This window comes from Cryptosporangium sp. NPDC048952, assembly GCF_043197895.1.
Classification (GTDB): Bacteria; Actinomycetota; Actinomycetes; order Mycobacteriales; family Cryptosporangiaceae; genus Cryptosporangium.
This window is the reverse complement of record NZ_JBICTY010000002.1, coordinates 813,712-828,617: the sequence shown is the minus strand read 5'-3', so window position 1 is coordinate 828,617 and position 14,906 is coordinate 813,712. Positions and strand designations below refer to the sequence as shown.

The following is a 14,906-nucleotide window of genomic DNA, read 5'->3' as shown; positions in this document are numbered from 1 at the left end:
GTGCTCACACCCCGCTACACGTCACCTACACAAAGCACCGAGCTGTCGCATTACCGATACTCGTGTTGCCTCACCCGCCGGTTCTCCCCCAGGCGAGCCAGCAGACGATCAGCGCCGCGGCGATCAGCGCCCACGCCAGTCGGACGCGGACCCGGGGCGGACCCGGCGGCGGATCCGCAACGATCGGGGCTCCGGTGAGGCGCATCGCGAGGAACAGCCACCCGAACACGTAGTCGGGCGCCTTCGCGCCCCGCGCCGCGAGCGCAGGGCCCGCGCACGCGGTCAAGGCGCTGGCGACGGCGTCCCGGGCGTCCTGGGTGCGGCGGTGGCGGTCCTCGGGCACGAACGCGGACAGGTGCGTGAGCAGCGGCATGGCCGTGTCGCGCAGCGTGTTCCCGGCGGTGACGTGGTCGCCGGCCGCGAGCGATGTCGCGCAGCGTCGGCGCGCGGTACGGGTTGACGGCTGCGACCGCGAGCATCGGCCGGATCAGGACGGCCGGAAGTTCGGGCCGCAGCACGTCGATCGCGGACTCGGTGAGCTGCCGCTCGTCGAGCGTCCCGATCCGGCTCCGGACGTGGTCCCAGAACTGCTCGTCGCGCAGGAGCGCCTCCCACGTTGCTCCGGCCTGGTACCAGAGACCGTCGAGCTCCAGCGCAGTGCGACGCCTGAGCTTTTCGAGGTCGAGTGCTTCGCTGTGGGCGAGCACCGCTTCGTCGTGCTCGCGGTGCAGGCCGGACGGGCACGAACAGGTCGGGGAGTCGGTGTCCCAGAGCCAGCAGAGCTCGGCGACGAGACGTCGGCGGGGGTCGCCGAGGATCAGGTCGAATGCGCGGCCGACGTCGCTGGGCTCGTCGCCGCCGACCGCCAGGATCGGATCCTCCACGCGGCCACTGTGGTCGGTTCCCCTACACACCGCCTACACGGGGGACTTCGGTTGACCGCGTCCTTAACCTGAGTCCGTACGCGGTGCTCGACCGGGTGATCGGGGGCGGTCCGTGCTACTGGAAGTGCCTACTCGTCTCGTTTCTCCACGCGCGCGCACCACGCCCGCCGTACTGCTGACGATCACGGTCGGCCTGGTCGCGCTCGGGCTCGTGTGGGGCGTGGCCGGTCTGCTCGCCGTGCGTCAGCGCGCCGACCGTGTCGACGACGTCCGCACGGTCAGCGGTCCGCTGAGCGTCTACGCGCTCGACGCCTACCGCTCGCTGTCGGACGCGGACGCCACCGCGGCTACCGCGTTCCTCGGCAGCGGCACCGAGACCTCTGCGCTGCGGAAACGCTATCTGGACGACATCGCGCGCGCCGGCTCCGCGATCGCTGCGGCGCTGCGGGCCACGAACACCGACACCCCCAGCGAGGACCGGCTGCGGCAGCTCGCGGTCGGGTTACCGGTCTACACCGGACTGGTCGAGACCGCCCGCGCCTACGACCGCCAGCAGCTGCCGCTCGCCGCCGCCTACCTGCGCGAAGCGTCCGGGCTGATGCGCAACACGCTGCTGCCCGCCGCGCAGGAACTCTTCGCGCTCGAGACCGACCGGCTCGCCGACGCCCAGCGGCGTGGCGCGGACTTCCCGGTGCTCGTGCTCGTCGTCGGACTGCTGTTGCTGTTGGCGTTGGCCGGTGCCCAGGTATTCCTCACCCGGCGCACGAACCGGCTCGTCAACCCGGGCCTGGCCACGGCATCGCTCGCGACCGTCGTCGCACTGGTGTGGTTCGTCGTAGCGGTCGGGACGGCGGTCGGGGACCTGAACATCGGCCGCGAGACCGGGTCGGAGCGGTTCATTCCGCTCGCCGAGGCGCGGGTGCTGGTCCTGCAGGCGCGCGCCGACGAGTCGCTGACGCTGATCGCCCGCGGTGACGGTGCGGCCAACGAGCGGCACTACGCAGCGGTGCTGAACCGGCTGGTCGGAGCGGACGGCCGGTCGGGGCTGCTCGGCGACGCGGCCGCCACCACCGGCGCCGACCGCAGCCGGGTCGAGAAGATCGCCGAGCTGACCCGGACCTGGCGCTCCCAACACGCGGAGGTGCGCGAACTCGACGACGGCGGCCGGTACGCCGAGGCGGTGGCCTTGGCGTCCGCGGGCCCGTCGGCGACGTTCGAAAGGCTCGACACCGCGATCGACGAGTACGTCGACGCGGCGGGCCGCCGGTTCGACTCCCGCGCCGACTCCGCCGCCGACGGCCTGGCCGGCGCCTGGGCCGCGCTGATCGTGCTCGGTCTCGTGGTGGTCGTCGCGGTGGTGCTCGGCACCCGCAAGCGGATCGGGGAGTACCGATGAGGCGTCTGTCGCTGGTGCTGGCGGTACTCCTGCTCGCGGCGTGCTCCGCGTCCCCGGCCGGTCCCGAGGGCGACGACCATCCCGCCGCGGTGGCGCCGAGGCCGGTGAACGTCGCGGACCCGGCCGTCGTGCCGAGCCCGTCGGCGCAGCCGGAGTGCAACCCGGAGGCCAGCTACCGACCGAAGGCCGTACCGGCGCCAGGGCGGATGCCTGCCGGGAGCGCGATGCAGAAGATCGTGCAGCGCGGCCGGGTGATCATCGGCATCGACCAGAACGCCTACCTGCTCGCCTACCGCGACCCGACCACCGGTGAGCTGACCGGCTTCGAGATCGACCTGGCCCGCGAGATCTCCCGCGCGCTGTTCGGCTCGCCGGACAAGGTCCAGTTCCGGCACATCACCACGGCGGACCGCATCCCGGTGCTGCAGCGGCGCGAGGTCGACATGGTGATCCGCACGATCACGATGACCTGTTCCCGCTGGGAGCAGATCAACTTCTCCACCGAATACCTGCGCGCCCGGCAGCGGATCGTGGTCAACCGCGGCTCGGGCATCACGTCGCTGGACGACATCGCGGCCCGGCGCGGCAAGGTCTGCGCCACCAAGGGCAGCACGAGCATCGCGAAGGTCGCCGCGGTTCCCGGCATCGTGCCGGTGACCACCGACATCACGCTCGACTGCCTGGTGCTGCTCCAGCAGGGCCAGGTCGACGCGGTCTCCACGAACGACACGATCCTGCTCGGGCTGGTCGCCCAGGACCCGGGTACCGAGATGGTCGGTCCGCCGTTCAGCAGCGAGCCGTCCGGCGTCGGCATTCCGAAGGAGGACGTCGATCTGGTGCGGTTCGTCAACGGGGTGCTCGAGCGGGTGCGGTCGTCCGGTGCCCTGGCGCGCAGCTATCAGCGCTGGCTCGGTGGGCTGGGTGCGGCGCCCGTGCCGGCCGCGGTCTACCGGGACTGACGGCCGTGTTCGCGACGACGAACCGGGTGGTGCTCGCCCGGCTGCTGACGGAGTTGGCCGACGAACGGCATCGCATCGCCGACACGCTCCTGGCCATGGACGGCGCCGACGGCGGTCTCGCCTACCTGCGGACAGCCTCGCTCGACGGCGTCACCGCGGAGTTCTGGGAGAAGCTGCGGCAGCGGATCGACGTGCTGTGGTCGGGGTACCACGCGTTCGGTCTCGCGCTGGACGATGTGAAGCCGCTGGGCCGGGCGCAGCTGGCGTCGGTTTCCGCGCAGCTCCGGGCCCCGCTCGCCGGTCCCGACGTTCCGGATGCGATCCGCGGCGTGCCGGTGGTGCGGGTCGGTGAGTGGCTGGAGGACGAGTGCAAGCAGGTCAGAGCCCTGCTGACCGACGTCACCGAACGGCTCGCCACGGTCAGTGCCCTCCGTCTGCTCGAATCCGCTCTGGACGACGCCTCGCGCGCCGCGGGAGCCGGGGAGGCGGCGGTGGCGGGCGCGTTGCGTGATCTGCGGGAGCGGGCCGGGGCGGATCCGCTGGGCGTCGATCTGCACGCGTCGTCGGCGGCGTCGTTGATCGCGACGGCGGAGGCGACGATCGCGCGGTTGGGTCGCTTGGCGGCCAAGCGGGCCGGGTACGGGGAGCGGCGGCGGCTCGTGGGGCTTTCGTTGACCCGGCTCGTGGCCGCCGAAGACGGGGTCCGGTCGGCGTACGCCCTGGTCGTCGCGAAGATTGCTGCTCCCCGGCTCCCCGCGGACGTGGTCGCTTCGGACGGCTTGCAGCGTCGGCTCGACGCGCTCTCGCGGATGGACGTGACGGCGCTCGACTCGGCGTTGCCGTCGTTGGAGGAAGCGGTCGCGGAAGCGCTGAACGCGGTGGCCGAGCGGCGTGAGTTCGCGGACGGGTTGCTGGCGCGTCGCGAGGAGCTGCGGGGGCGGCTGGATTCGTACCGGGCGAAAGCGGTGCGGTCCGGGGTGAGCGAACGGCCCGAGGTTCTTGCGGCGTACGAGGCGGCGCGGGGGTTGCTGTGGACCGCGCCGTGTGATCTGGCGGCCTCGACGCGCGCGGTCGTGGCGTATCAACAGTCCCTGTTGTCGTCCGGAGGTGCGGTGTGACTGGTTCGTGTGCGCGATCCGGGTGCCCGGGGAGTTACGACGCCGACGGGTATTGCGACGAGTGTGGCCGCAAGGCGCCCATTGGATCTTCGGGGTCGTCGCGGGCTGGGTCTTCCCGGGGAGCGGGTGCTTCGCGGGGGACCGGGCCGACCGGGTCTACGCGGGGGACGGGGCCGAGCCGGTCCACGCGGTCCGCGCGGTCGACGCGGGGGACCGGGAGGGGGCGGCTCGGGGGCGGGATGCTGGACCTGCCGCGGGTTCCGCAGCGCGATCCGGCCACCGCCGTCCTGCCGAACCCCCAGGTGGCCCAGGACCGGCGCTTCTGCGGCAACCCCGACTGCGGCAAGCCCGTCGGCCGCGACCGCGACGGACGCCCGGGACGCGTGGAGGGCTTCTGCCCGTCCTGCCGGACCCCGTTCTCCTTCGCGCCGAGCCTGGCCCCGGGAACGCTGGTGAGCGGACGCTACGAGGTGCTGGGCTGCCTGGCCTACGGCGGCCTCGGTTGGATCTACCTCGCCCGCGACAAGAACGTCGGCGACGACGTCAGCGACCGCTGGGTCGTCCTCAAAGGTTTGATCGACGCCGGCGACCCGGATGCCATGGCGGCCGCGGTGTCCGAGCGCCGCTTCCTCGTGACCGTCGACCACCCGACGATCGTCAAGATCCACGACTTCGCGCTGCACCCGGACCCGAAGACGTTCGCCGACATCGGCTACATCGTCATGGAGTACGTCGGCGGACGTTCCCTGCGTGACCTGCGCACCGACGCCGGCGCGCAGCCCCTCCCGCTCGACCAGGTGCTCGCCTACGGGCTGGAGATCCTGCCCGCGTTCGGCTACCTGCACGACCGCGGTCTGCTGTACTGCGACTTCAAGCCCGACAACGCCATCCACACCGACGACCGGCTCAAGCTCGTGGACCTCGGTGCGGTGCGCCGGATCGACGACGCGGTGAGCGTCGTGTGGGGCACTGTCGGGTACCAGGCGCCCGAGGTGTCGACGGACGGTCCGTCGTTCAGCTCGGACCTGTACACGGTCGCGCGCACGATGGCGGTGCTGAGCTTCGACTTCCGGGGGTTCTCCGGTCGGTACGTCGACCGGTTGCCGGAACCGTCCGAGCAGCCGTTACTGGCCGAGCAGGAGTCCTACCACCGCCTGCTGCTCCGTGCCACCCACCCCGACCCGGCCCAGCGCTTCGAGTCCGCCGCGGACCTCTCCGACCAGCTGCTGGGCGTCCTCCGCCAGGTGCTGTCCACCGAGGACGGCGCCCCCCGCCCCGCCACCTCCACCCGCTTCGCCAGCGAGGGCTCCACCTTCGCCCCGACGGCCGTCCCCGCCGGAGCAGCGGCCCTCCCCGGCGGGGCCGCGGTCGGGCCTGTTCGGACCGGGGGCGGGGTTTCCGCCGGTGGCGCGGGGGCACTGTTCGATGGCGTGGCGATCGCGTCGGCGTTGCCGGTGCCGCAGGTGGATCCGGCGGATCCGGGAGCGGCGTTCCTGCTGGCCACGCGCGACCTGAGCGCCGCCGACCTGGCGACGGCGGCCGAGAGTGCACCGCAGGACAGCGTCGAGGTACCGATCGCGGTGGCGCGCGCCCGCATCCTGGCGGGCGAGACCACAGCGGCCAGGACCCTGCTCGACGGGCTCGAGCGGGACTGGCGCATCGACTGGTTCCGCGGTCTCGCGGCCCTCGCCGACGGTGACCCCCGCGCGGCGCTGGCGCCGCTCGACGCGGTCTACGGCACGCTCCCCGGCGAGCTCGCGCCCCAGCTCGCGCTCGCGGTCGCCGCCGAGTGGGCGGGGGAGGCCGACGCGGCGTTCGCCCGCTACCAGCAAGTCTGGACGTGCGACCACGCCTACGTCAGCGCGGCGTTCGGCCTCGCCCGGGTGCTGCACGCCGGGGGTGACCACGCCGGAGCGATCGAGGTGCTGGAGGAGGTCCCGGTGTCCTCCAGCGATCACCTGACCGCTCAGGTCGCGGCGGTCCGCGCGCGGCTGGAGTCGCAACCGTCGGCTGCGGGGTTCCTCGATGTGTCGGCGCGGATCGAGCGGCTACCGCTCGACGGCGAGCCGCGCGCCCGCCTGTCCGCCGAGGTGCTCACCGCCGTTCTGACCTGGCTCACCACCGACGGCCGCGCGACCGCGCCGCGTCCGAGCGGCACGGTGCAGGGGTGTCCGCTGACCGAGCGGGACGTGCGGCTCGGCCTCGAGAAGGTGTACCGGACCCTCGCCAGGCTCGCCCCCGACGCCGACCACCGCATCGCGCTCGTCGACCGCGCCAACCACGTCCGCCCCCGGACCCTGGTATGACCTGCACCGAGTGCTCCGCCCCCACCGCGGACTCCGACCACTTCTGCGAATCCTGCGGCACCGCCCTCCGCCCCCCGGGCGCCCCGATTTACGAAAGCCCGGTCCCGACGGCGCTGACCGGCGAGGGCGCGTGGCTCAGTTCGGGGGCGCCGCCGGTGGGGTGTGCCCACTGCGGGGCGAAGACGTCCATCGGGGGGTACTGCGGCGAATGCGGCCGACGCCTCGGTGCGGGACGGGACCGCGCGGAGCTGGATCTCCCCGGCGTCGCGGCGCTGACCGACCGGGGCCACCACCGCCACCACAACGAGGACGCGGTAGCGATCGGCGTCGACCCCGCCGGCACCGTCGCGATCGTCTGCGACGGCGTGTCCAGTACCCCCCGCGCCGACGCCGCAGCCGTATCCGCCTGCAATGCCGCCCTACCCACCCTGCTCCGCGCACTCGCTGACCGGGGACTCTCGGTGGAGAGGGCTTCGCGGGAGGCGTTCGATCAGGCGTTTCTCGCGGTGGACGCGCTGGTCGACACCGTGCCGACGGACGCGCCCAGCTGCACCTACGTCTCCGGCGTCGTCAGGGACCACGGAATCGTGGTGGGCTGGGTCGGGGACTCCCGGGCGTACTGGATCCCCGAGGTCGGGCCACCGCGGTGCCTCACCGTCGACGACGCCGTACCCGACGTACCCGGCGCACCCCTCACCCGCTGGCTCGGCGGCGACGCGCCGGACGTCGAACTCTCCGTCGTGGCAGTGGAAGTGCCCGGCCCCGGCACGTTACTGCTCTGCACCGACGGTCTGTCCCGCTACCTCGCCGCCCCCACCGACCTGGCGTTCGTCGCCGGTGCGCCGCCCGTCACCGCCGCACGGCGGCTCGTCGACCTCGCGCTGGACGCGGGTGGCGTCGACAACATCGCAGTCGCAGTGCTCGCGTACTCGGGAGGAGTCTCCGCATGAGCTCACCGCAGGTCACCGTGGAAACGCACCAGAACGAGTTCCTCCCGGCCGACGGCCGAACCGTCGACGCCGTCATCACAGTCACCCAGACCGGTGCCACACCCCCGGCCGGCACCGCCACCGGCTCGGCCGCGGCGTATCCAGGCGGCTCGGCCGCGGCGTATCCAGGCGGCTCGGCCGCGGCGGCACCCCGCGGCTCGGCCGCCGAGATCATCATGATCGACATCTCCGCCTCGATGAGCGGCGCCAAACTCCGCGCCGCGAAGCAGGCCGCGGTCGCCGCCATCGACATCATCCCGGACGGCGTCGCCTTCGCGATCGTGGCCGGCGACACCAGCGCCTGGCCGGTCTACCCCGGCAAGAAGCACCTGGCGACCTCCTCGCCGGCCAACCGCGCCGAAGCCCGCAGCGCCGTCCAGGCCCTGAAAACTCGCGGCGGCACCGCGATCGGCACCTGGCTCACCCTCGCCGCCGAGATGTTCCGTCGGCACGGAGCCACGATCAACCACGGCATCCTGCTCACCGACGGCGCCAACGGCGAAGCGGAGCAGACGTTCGACAAGGCGCTCGACCGCTGCGCCGGCCTCTTCGTCTGCGACAGCCGAGGCATCGGGGACGGCTGGGTGGCGCGTGACCTGATCAAGATCGCCGAGCAGCTCCTCGGCACCGCATCCGGCATCACGGACCCGAACGCGCTGGCCGCGGAGTTCGTCGCGATGACGCAGGCGGCGATGGGAAAGACCCGGGCCGATGTCATGCTCCGGGTCTGGACACCGACCGGGTCGACGATCCGGTTCGTGAAGCAGGTGCATCCGGAGATCATCGATCTGACCGGGCGTCGCACCGATACCGGCAAGCGGGTCGGGGAGTACCCGATCGGCGCGTGGGGTGCGGAAAGCCGCGACTACCACCTGAAGATCGACTTGGAGCCGAACCCGGTCGGCGAAGAGGTGCTCGCGGCGCGCGTGTCGGTGGTGCACGGCGAGGACGTGCTGGGGCAGTCGCTGGTGCGGGCCGTGTGGACGGACGATCTGAATTCGACGACGTCGATCAATCGCCAGGTGGCGCACTACACGAACGAGACCGAGCTCGCCGAGGCGATCCTGGAGGGCACGCAGGCGCAGAAGGTCGGCGACGTCGAGCGGGCCACCCTGAAGCTCGGGCGCGCGGTGCAGTTGGCGGCCGAGTCCGGCCGGGAGGACACGGCGAAACTGCTCGCCAAGGTCGTGGACGTGGTCGACGAACGCACCGGGACGGTGCGGCTGCGGAAGGTGGCTGCGAGTATCGACGCCGAGATGGCGGCGGTGGCGTCCCGGAAGACGCAGCAGGTGCGGCCGCGACAGTCCGACTGAGGGGGGCTCCTGCATGACGATGTGTCCGAAGGGACATGCGTCCGAGGCCGCGGACTATTGCGACGAGTGCGGCATCCGAATCGCGGGCCCCACCGCCACCCCGGGCGTTCCGCCGGGCGGCGGCCCGAACACTGGTCCGGGCATTCTGCCGGGGGGTGGCCAGGGCACGGGGTATGGCGCTGGCCAGAACGTCGGGTCGGGCGGTGGCGCGGGCTTTTCGCCTTGGGGCGGCTCGACGTCGAGCCGCGCGGCAACCGTGTGCCCCGAGTGCAGCGCGAGCCTCACCGGCCGCTTCTGCGAGGAGTGCGGCGCCGACTCCTTGGCCCCACCCACCTCCCTGATACCACCCCCCGCTCCCGCAACCGCCGAGCCCCGTCCGACACGGGGCACGTCCAGCGCGCTGGAGGGCGGCGACCCACACCCCACACCAGACGGCGCGCCCCCCACGCCCGACCGCGCCGAGGCCGCATCCGGCGCCCCGGCGGCGTCCGACAGCACCGCGGCGGCAAGCGGCTCGGCCATCGGCGAGCAGCCGTCCGCACCCAGCGGCGAGTCCTGCGCGTCCGGCGGCGCGGTAGTCGGCTCGGGTGGCGCGTCCGGCGGCGCCGCGGTCGGCTCGGTCGGCTCGCTGAAGGCGTCCGGGGGATCGGCTGCCGGGTCGCAGCCCGCCGCGGGCGGGATCGGTGCGCTCGGCGCCGTGCCGTCCGGGGCCGGCGGGGCGGGGGTGCCTGTGTGGGGGGAGTTCGCGGGGTCGGCGAGCGGGGCGGCGACCGCGGCGTTGCCGGGTGGGGGCGGGGTGTGGTGGGTGAGCGTCAGCGCGGATCGGGAGTATTTCGAGCGGATGCGGGCGCTGGACGGACCCGACGCGGACGAGGTCAGTTTTCCGGCGTTCTTCCCGGAGCGACGGTTCCCGCTCGCGAAGCGGCAGGTACTGATCGGTCGCCGTAGCCGATCCCGGGGCATCTACCCCGACATCGACCTGATCGGCCCACCCGAAGACGCGGCCGTCTCGGCCACGCACGCCCTGCTCGTACCCCAGCCCGACGGAACCTGGGCGATCATCGACCTGCGGTCGACGAACCGCACCTACCTCAACGGCGACTCCGAACCGATCGACGCCGAACGCCCGGTGCCCCTCGCCGACGGTGCCACCGTCAACGTCGGCGCGTGGACGCGAATCACCCTGCACGCCGGCGCCCCCGAATAGGCTGCCGCGATGCGAGTCCGCCGGGCACTGCTCGTCACCGCCGTTCTGACCGGCTGCTTCACCTGGGCGATGGTCGTGTTCGGACTGTCGTTCGCGATGATCGAACGCAACCTCGACCAGTGGTGGGTGGTACCTCCCTTCGGCGCCGCCATCCTCCTGATCACCATCCACGCCCTCCGCGCCGTGCTCACCTCGACGGCGAATGCGACGACCACACCCCAGCAATCCGAGTCCACCGCGCTTGCGCCGACAGCCACCGCGGCACCCGCGCCTGCCGCAGCACTACCCCTCCCGGCGAACGTGGTCCGCGGTCCCGCAGACTCGGCGACCGGCGCGTCCGCGCGAGTCCAGACCGCCCCGTCAACAGCGGGCGCGCCCGCCCCGCCCGTCGGCTCCGTGCCCGTCGGCTCCGTGCCCGTCGGCTCCGTGCCCGGCAGCTCCGTGCCCGGCAGCTCCGTGCCCGGCACTTCCGCTGCGGGCGGAGGGGCGCCCGGCAGCCCGGTGCCCCGCAGCGAGGCGCGCGACGGCGGCGCGGCCGGTGGTGCGGTGGCCGGTGGTGCGGTGGGTGGGAGCGCTCCGGCCGGGACAGCTCCGGCTGGTGGCTCGGCCGGGAGCGCTTCGGATGGTGGCGCGGTGGGTGGGAGTGTGCCGGGTGGTGCAGCCGGGCGGAGTGGGGATGGGTTGAGTGTTCGAGAGATCGAGGTGTTGCGGGAGCTTGCGGCTGGGCGCACGAACGCGGAGATCGCGGCGGCGTTGTTCGTTGCGCCGGGCACCGTGAAGGCCCACCTCAACCACATCTTCCGCAAGCTCGGCGCCACGAGTCGCCTCCAAGCGGTGGCGTACGCCCGCGCCGCCGGCCTGCTGGACTAGCCCTGCCGGATGGAATCCTGCCGGATTAAACCCGGCATAGACCGTTCGGCAGATGCCGAGAACCACCCCGGTTCCTAGCGTCGGCCGACATGAAACTCGGCATCGCGCTCGCCGCGGCGTTCACCGTCGTCGTGCAGGGCCTCTCGCTCAGCGAGTTCCTCCCCGTCCCGGCGGCGCTGGCTCTCGCCGCCGTCTGGGCGGCCCTCATCTGCGCGTTCGCGCTCTGGCTCACACGCAACGGCACCCGCAGCGCCTGGACCGAAGACGTCCTCATCGGCCTCGGCTGCACCGCGATGGCACTGTTCGCGTTCGGCGGGGCGATCGGGTTGCTGATGTGGGGCATCGCGCTGGACTCGGCGTCCATCACCGGCGAGGTGATGGTCGGGATGTTCCTGCCGAGTATCCCGATCGCGATCCTCGCGAACGTGCCCACCGAGCTGGTCGTGATCCCGGTGCTGCTGATCGTGGGGTGGCGGCCCGGAGCTCGCCGGGTGCTGATCGTGCTCGCCGCGGGGCTCTACTTCGTGCTGCGCGTCTGGACGTATCTCGTGTTCGCCGGTCCCCGGCTCGACTTCGCCGGCGCGGAACACTCGACCACGCGCCTCACCGCCGCCGAGCGCGCCGAGTTCGCGGACGGTCTGCACATCGACGATCCGCGCTGGATCGTCAACTTCGCGATCTTCGCAGTGTTTCTCGTCGCCGCCTTCTTCTCACGCGTCCGCGATCTACCGACCCGTCGATGAACCGTTGTCCACGCGAATGATTGAACGCTTTTCCGTGCCCGGCACGGAGAACTGCACATCCACTCAGAAATCCGAGTTCCACGGCAACACCACGCGAAAGGTCGCGCCGCCACCGGGCGTCGCCACCACCTCCACCTGACCCCCATGAGCCACGACCAACGACCGAACGATCGCCAACCCCAACCCGGCCCCCGGGCCCGAGCGGGAGTGATCGCCCCGGTGGAAGCGCTCGAACACCCGCCCCGCCTCCTCGGCGGACAACCCGGGCCCGGTATCCGCGACCTCGAGAACCGCCGAATCCCCGACCCGACCCACCCCCACCCGCACCGGCGCATCCACCGGCGTGTGCGCGTGCACGTTTCCCACCAGATTGCTGACGACTTGACGCAACCGAGCCTCATCACCGAGAACCAGCGCAGCGCCAGGCGCCCCCTCACCCCCCACCCCACTCAGCTCCACGGGCCGCCCGGCGTCCAGCGAACGCAGATCGTGCCGGGCGTCGACGGCCAACGTCCGCAGGTCCATCGGCGCCAGTTCGAGCAACGGCCCCGCCGCGGACTCGTCCAGCCGCGCCAGCAACAGCAGATCCTCGACGAGCGCGGCCAGCCGCCCCGCCTCGCGATCGATGCGCTGGATCGTCTCGTCACTACCCCCACGCATCAGGTGCAACTCCGCCGACCCTTTGATCCCGAACAGCGGAGTACGCAGCTCGTGACTCACGTCCGCCACGAACCGGCGCATCCGCGCTTCGGACTCCGCCCGTGCCGCGAACGCGCGCTCGATCTGCGTCAGCATGGTGTTGAGCACGAACGTGAGCCGGGCGACCTCCGTACCGGGAGGACCGGCGTCGGGAATGCGGTGGGTCAGGTCGCCGCCGGCGATCGCCGCGGCGGAGTGCTCGATCGTGCGCAGCGGACGCAGACCGGCCCGGATCGCGACCCAGCCGACGCCGGTCAGCAGCGCCACGACGATCATGCCGGTGACCAGGCACCACAGTCGCAGCTGGTCGATCGTGGCGTTGATCGGGGTCAGCGGCGCCGCAACCACCACGACCCCACCGCTCGAACGCGCCTCCACCACCGCGCGCCAGTCCCCGTCGAGAGAGATCGCGCGCCCCCGGGGCAGCGACGGGGAAACCTCCGGCGGCGCCGGACCCATCGACGCCGACCGCACGACACTGCCGTCCGCATCCAGATACACCACCGCGAGCGCGCTGATCAGGTCGAGACTGTCGCTCCCCACCGCGCGCTCGACGGGCACCAACGACGGCTCGATTCGCGCCATGACCAGCGCGATCGGCTGGAGCTGGTGATCCACCCGATCGACCAGGTAGCCCCGCAGCGCCGTCGTCACCACCGCGTCGCTGACGACCAGCCCCGCGATCAGCAGCATCGCGCTGATCAGCAGCAACCGGCCTCGCAGCGAACGGGGGATCATCGACGCGGCGCCCGCAGCACGTAGCCCACGCGGTGCAGGGTGTGGAGGAGTTTCGGCTCGACGTGGTCGATCTTGCGCCGCAGGTAGCTCACGTAGGTGTCGACGATGCTCGTGTCGCCGGCGAAGTCGTAGCGCCAGACGTCCTCCAGAATCTGCGGTTTGGAGACGACCTGTCCGGCGCGTTCCATCAGGTACTGCAGGAGCCGGAACTCGGTCGGGGAGAGGCGTACCGGTTCCCCGGCGCGAACGACCTCGCGGGTCGTCGGGTCGAGGGTGAGGTCGGCGATGGTCAGCCCAGCCGAGAAACCGCCCGCCCGCCGCAGGATCGCCTCGATGCGCGCGATGAGTTCGGGCAGGTGGAACGGCTTGGTGACGTAGTCGTCACCGCCCAGCGTGAGCCCGTTGACCTTGTCGGAGTACGCGTCGCGCGCGCTCAGGAACAGCACCGGCACCGGCCGGGCCGCGCCGCGCAGCGTGCGGATCACGTCGAAGCCGTCCATGCCCGGCAGCATCACGTCGAGAACGACGAGGTCGGGCGGATCGGATTCCGCCGCCGTGACCGCTTCCGCGCCGGTCGCGACCGCCGTCACCTCGAACCCGACGTAACGCAGCGCGTCGGCGAGCAGACCGCGGACCGTGTCGTCGTCGTCCACCACCAGCAGGCGCTGCACGATGTCACCTCACCCGTAGGCGCGGATGCGCCGGAGGAGGCGCTGCTGTGCCCGCCACCGTACGTCGGCGGTCAAGCTGCCGGCCGCGCCCGCGAGTGCGCCGGTGAGCAGCGCCCAGCCGATCCCGGGCTCGAGGCGCACCGCGAGCAGCGGGATGTGGAAAACGGCGAGCGAGATGTCGCCGGACGCCAGCAGCGCGGTGAGAGCCAGCGCGGAGGCCAAGGAAACCGAGGCCACCACAGTGTTCGTGCGTGAGGGCTTCACAACCACTGCAACAACAACTACGAACAGCACAATGGCGACGATTCTCAAGCCGCTCGGTGCGGCGAACCAGTCGCCACCCAGCGGCCCCTCCATCGACGGCGACCCCACCAGCACCGCATTGGCCCCGAACAACAGCGCCACACCCCCGAGCGCGGGCTCCCGGGTCGCCGCGACAACAGCCACGATGAGCCCGATGACCACCGGCACGGACGGCGCGACGAGCGTCGTCACCAGAATCGTGCGGCGGTAGGGCAAACGGGACACCACAACGCAGGCAGCGGCGACCCCGACCACCACGAGCAGCCCGGGCAGCACCGCGGACCCGGGCTGCACCGTCAGCCCAGCGGGCCCGGTGGGCAGCGGAACGTCGACCGTCGTTCCGTCGGCGGTGGACAGCACCGCAAGAAAAACAGCCGCCGTCCCGACGGCACCTGCCGCACGCAGGAGGAGATCCTTCCCCGCCAGAACAACGACGAAGACGACGACGCCCGGCGCGGCGATGCCGAGGGGCAGGATGTCCACGGTGCCCTGCAGAGCGACCGGGATGAACCCCGTGTCGACGGTGCCGGTGAGCGTGACGGGGCCACCGAGCGCCGCGGTGAGCACGGTCGGCGCCAGCGCGAGCGGGAGATCGAGGAGGGCGAGCGCCACGGCCGCGAGCGCCGCCATCACCGCGGATGCCGCCACGGTCGCCGCCACGCCCCGGAGGAGGTTTTTCATGGCAGGCACACTGGCGGTCGCGCTTAGGA

14 protein-coding genes are annotated in these 14,906 nt (G+C 72.2%); 10 read left to right on the top strand and 4 right to left on the bottom strand.

All coding sequences use genetic code 11. The features are described 5' to 3' along the window. Positions 1-70: 70 nt before the first annotated feature. Positions 71-373 carry a hypothetical protein gene (locus tag ACGFY5_RS12080; protein WP_392719616.1) on the bottom strand — a complete coding sequence of 101 codons (303 nt, stop codon included), beginning with the start codon at positions 371-373 and terminating at the stop codon, positions 71-73. On the opposite strand from ACGFY5_RS12080, the gene ACGFY5_RS12075 reads away from it, so the two are divergent. The 10 genes from ACGFY5_RS12075 (at position 360) to ACGFY5_RS12030 (ending at position 11,785) form a co-directional block, all read left to right on the top strand. Next, positions 360-956: a hypothetical protein gene (locus tag ACGFY5_RS12075; RefSeq protein WP_392719615.1), complete on the top strand. Its 597-nt coding sequence runs from the start codon at positions 360-362 to the stop codon at positions 954-956. The genes ACGFY5_RS12080 and ACGFY5_RS12075 overlap by 14 nt on opposite strands. A 52-nt stretch (positions 957-1,008) precedes the next feature. Then, on the top strand, positions 1,009-2,280 hold the full coding sequence (locus ACGFY5_RS12070) for a hypothetical protein (RefSeq protein ID WP_392719614.1): 1,272 nt from the start codon (positions 1,009-1,011) through the stop codon (positions 2,278-2,280). Then, complete coding sequence (locus ACGFY5_RS12065) at positions 2,277-3,239, top strand: glutamate ABC transporter substrate-binding protein (RefSeq protein ID WP_392719613.1); 963 nt, start codon at positions 2,277-2,279, stop codon at positions 3,237-3,239. The genes ACGFY5_RS12070 and ACGFY5_RS12065 overlap by 4 nt, the downstream gene beginning before the upstream one ends. A gap of 5 nt (positions 3,240-3,244) precedes the next feature. Then, positions 3,245-4,357 carry a hypothetical protein gene (locus tag ACGFY5_RS12060; protein ID WP_392719612.1) on the top strand — a complete coding sequence of 371 codons (1,113 nt, stop codon included), beginning with the start codon at positions 3,245-3,247 and terminating at the stop codon, positions 4,355-4,357. Next, complete coding sequence (locus ACGFY5_RS12055) at positions 4,354-6,663, top strand: tetratricopeptide repeat protein (RefSeq protein ID WP_392719611.1); 2,310 nt, start codon at positions 4,354-4,356, stop codon at positions 6,661-6,663. Before ACGFY5_RS12060 ends, ACGFY5_RS12055 begins: the two co-directional genes overlap by 4 nt. Next, a complete protein-coding gene (locus ACGFY5_RS12050) occupies positions 6,660-7,613 on the top strand; it encodes a protein phosphatase 2C domain-containing protein (protein WP_392719610.1) in 954 nt (317 codons plus the stop codon). Before ACGFY5_RS12055 ends, ACGFY5_RS12050 begins: the two co-directional genes overlap by 4 nt. Next, on the top strand, positions 7,610-8,965 hold the full coding sequence (locus tag ACGFY5_RS12045) for a VWA domain-containing protein (protein WP_392719609.1): 1,356 nt from the start codon (positions 7,610-7,612) through the stop codon (positions 8,963-8,965). Before ACGFY5_RS12050 ends, ACGFY5_RS12045 begins: the two co-directional genes overlap by 4 nt. A 13-nt stretch (positions 8,966-8,978) precedes the next feature. Beyond that, positions 8,979-10,172, top strand: coding sequence for an FHA domain-containing protein (locus ACGFY5_RS12040; RefSeq protein WP_392719608.1), 1,194 nt, complete (start codon positions 8,979-8,981; stop codon positions 10,170-10,172). 9 nt (positions 10,173-10,181) lie between these two features. Continuing rightward, entirely contained in the window at positions 10,182-11,042 is an 861-nt protein-coding gene (locus ACGFY5_RS12035; protein ID WP_392719607.1) for a response regulator transcription factor, read from the top strand. Positions 11,043-11,131: 89 nt separating this feature from the next. Next, positions 11,132-11,785: a hypothetical protein gene (locus ACGFY5_RS12030; RefSeq protein WP_392719606.1), complete on the top strand. Its 654-nt coding sequence runs from the start codon at positions 11,132-11,134 to the stop codon at positions 11,783-11,785. A gap of 63 nt (positions 11,786-11,848) precedes the next feature. Here the strand turns inward: ACGFY5_RS12030 and ACGFY5_RS12025 are convergent, their stop codons facing one another. From ACGFY5_RS12025 to ACGFY5_RS12015, 3 genes are read right to left on the bottom strand one after another with little or no spacing between them, the layout of a single operon-like run. Beyond that, positions 11,849-13,222 (bottom strand): ATP-binding protein, encoded by a 1,374-nt coding sequence (locus ACGFY5_RS12025; protein ID WP_392719605.1) that lies wholly within the window; start codon positions 13,220-13,222, stop codon positions 11,849-11,851. Continuing rightward, positions 13,219-13,896: a response regulator transcription factor gene (locus ACGFY5_RS12020; RefSeq protein WP_392720483.1), complete on the bottom strand. Its 678-nt coding sequence runs from the start codon at positions 13,894-13,896 to the stop codon at positions 13,219-13,221. Before ACGFY5_RS12020 ends, ACGFY5_RS12025 begins: the two co-directional genes overlap by 4 nt. Positions 13,897-13,902: 6 nt before the next feature. Then, positions 13,903-14,877: a hypothetical protein gene (locus ACGFY5_RS12015; protein ID WP_392719604.1), complete on the bottom strand. Its 975-nt coding sequence runs from the start codon at positions 14,875-14,877 to the stop codon at positions 13,903-13,905. Positions 14,878-14,906: the final 29 nt, after the last annotated feature.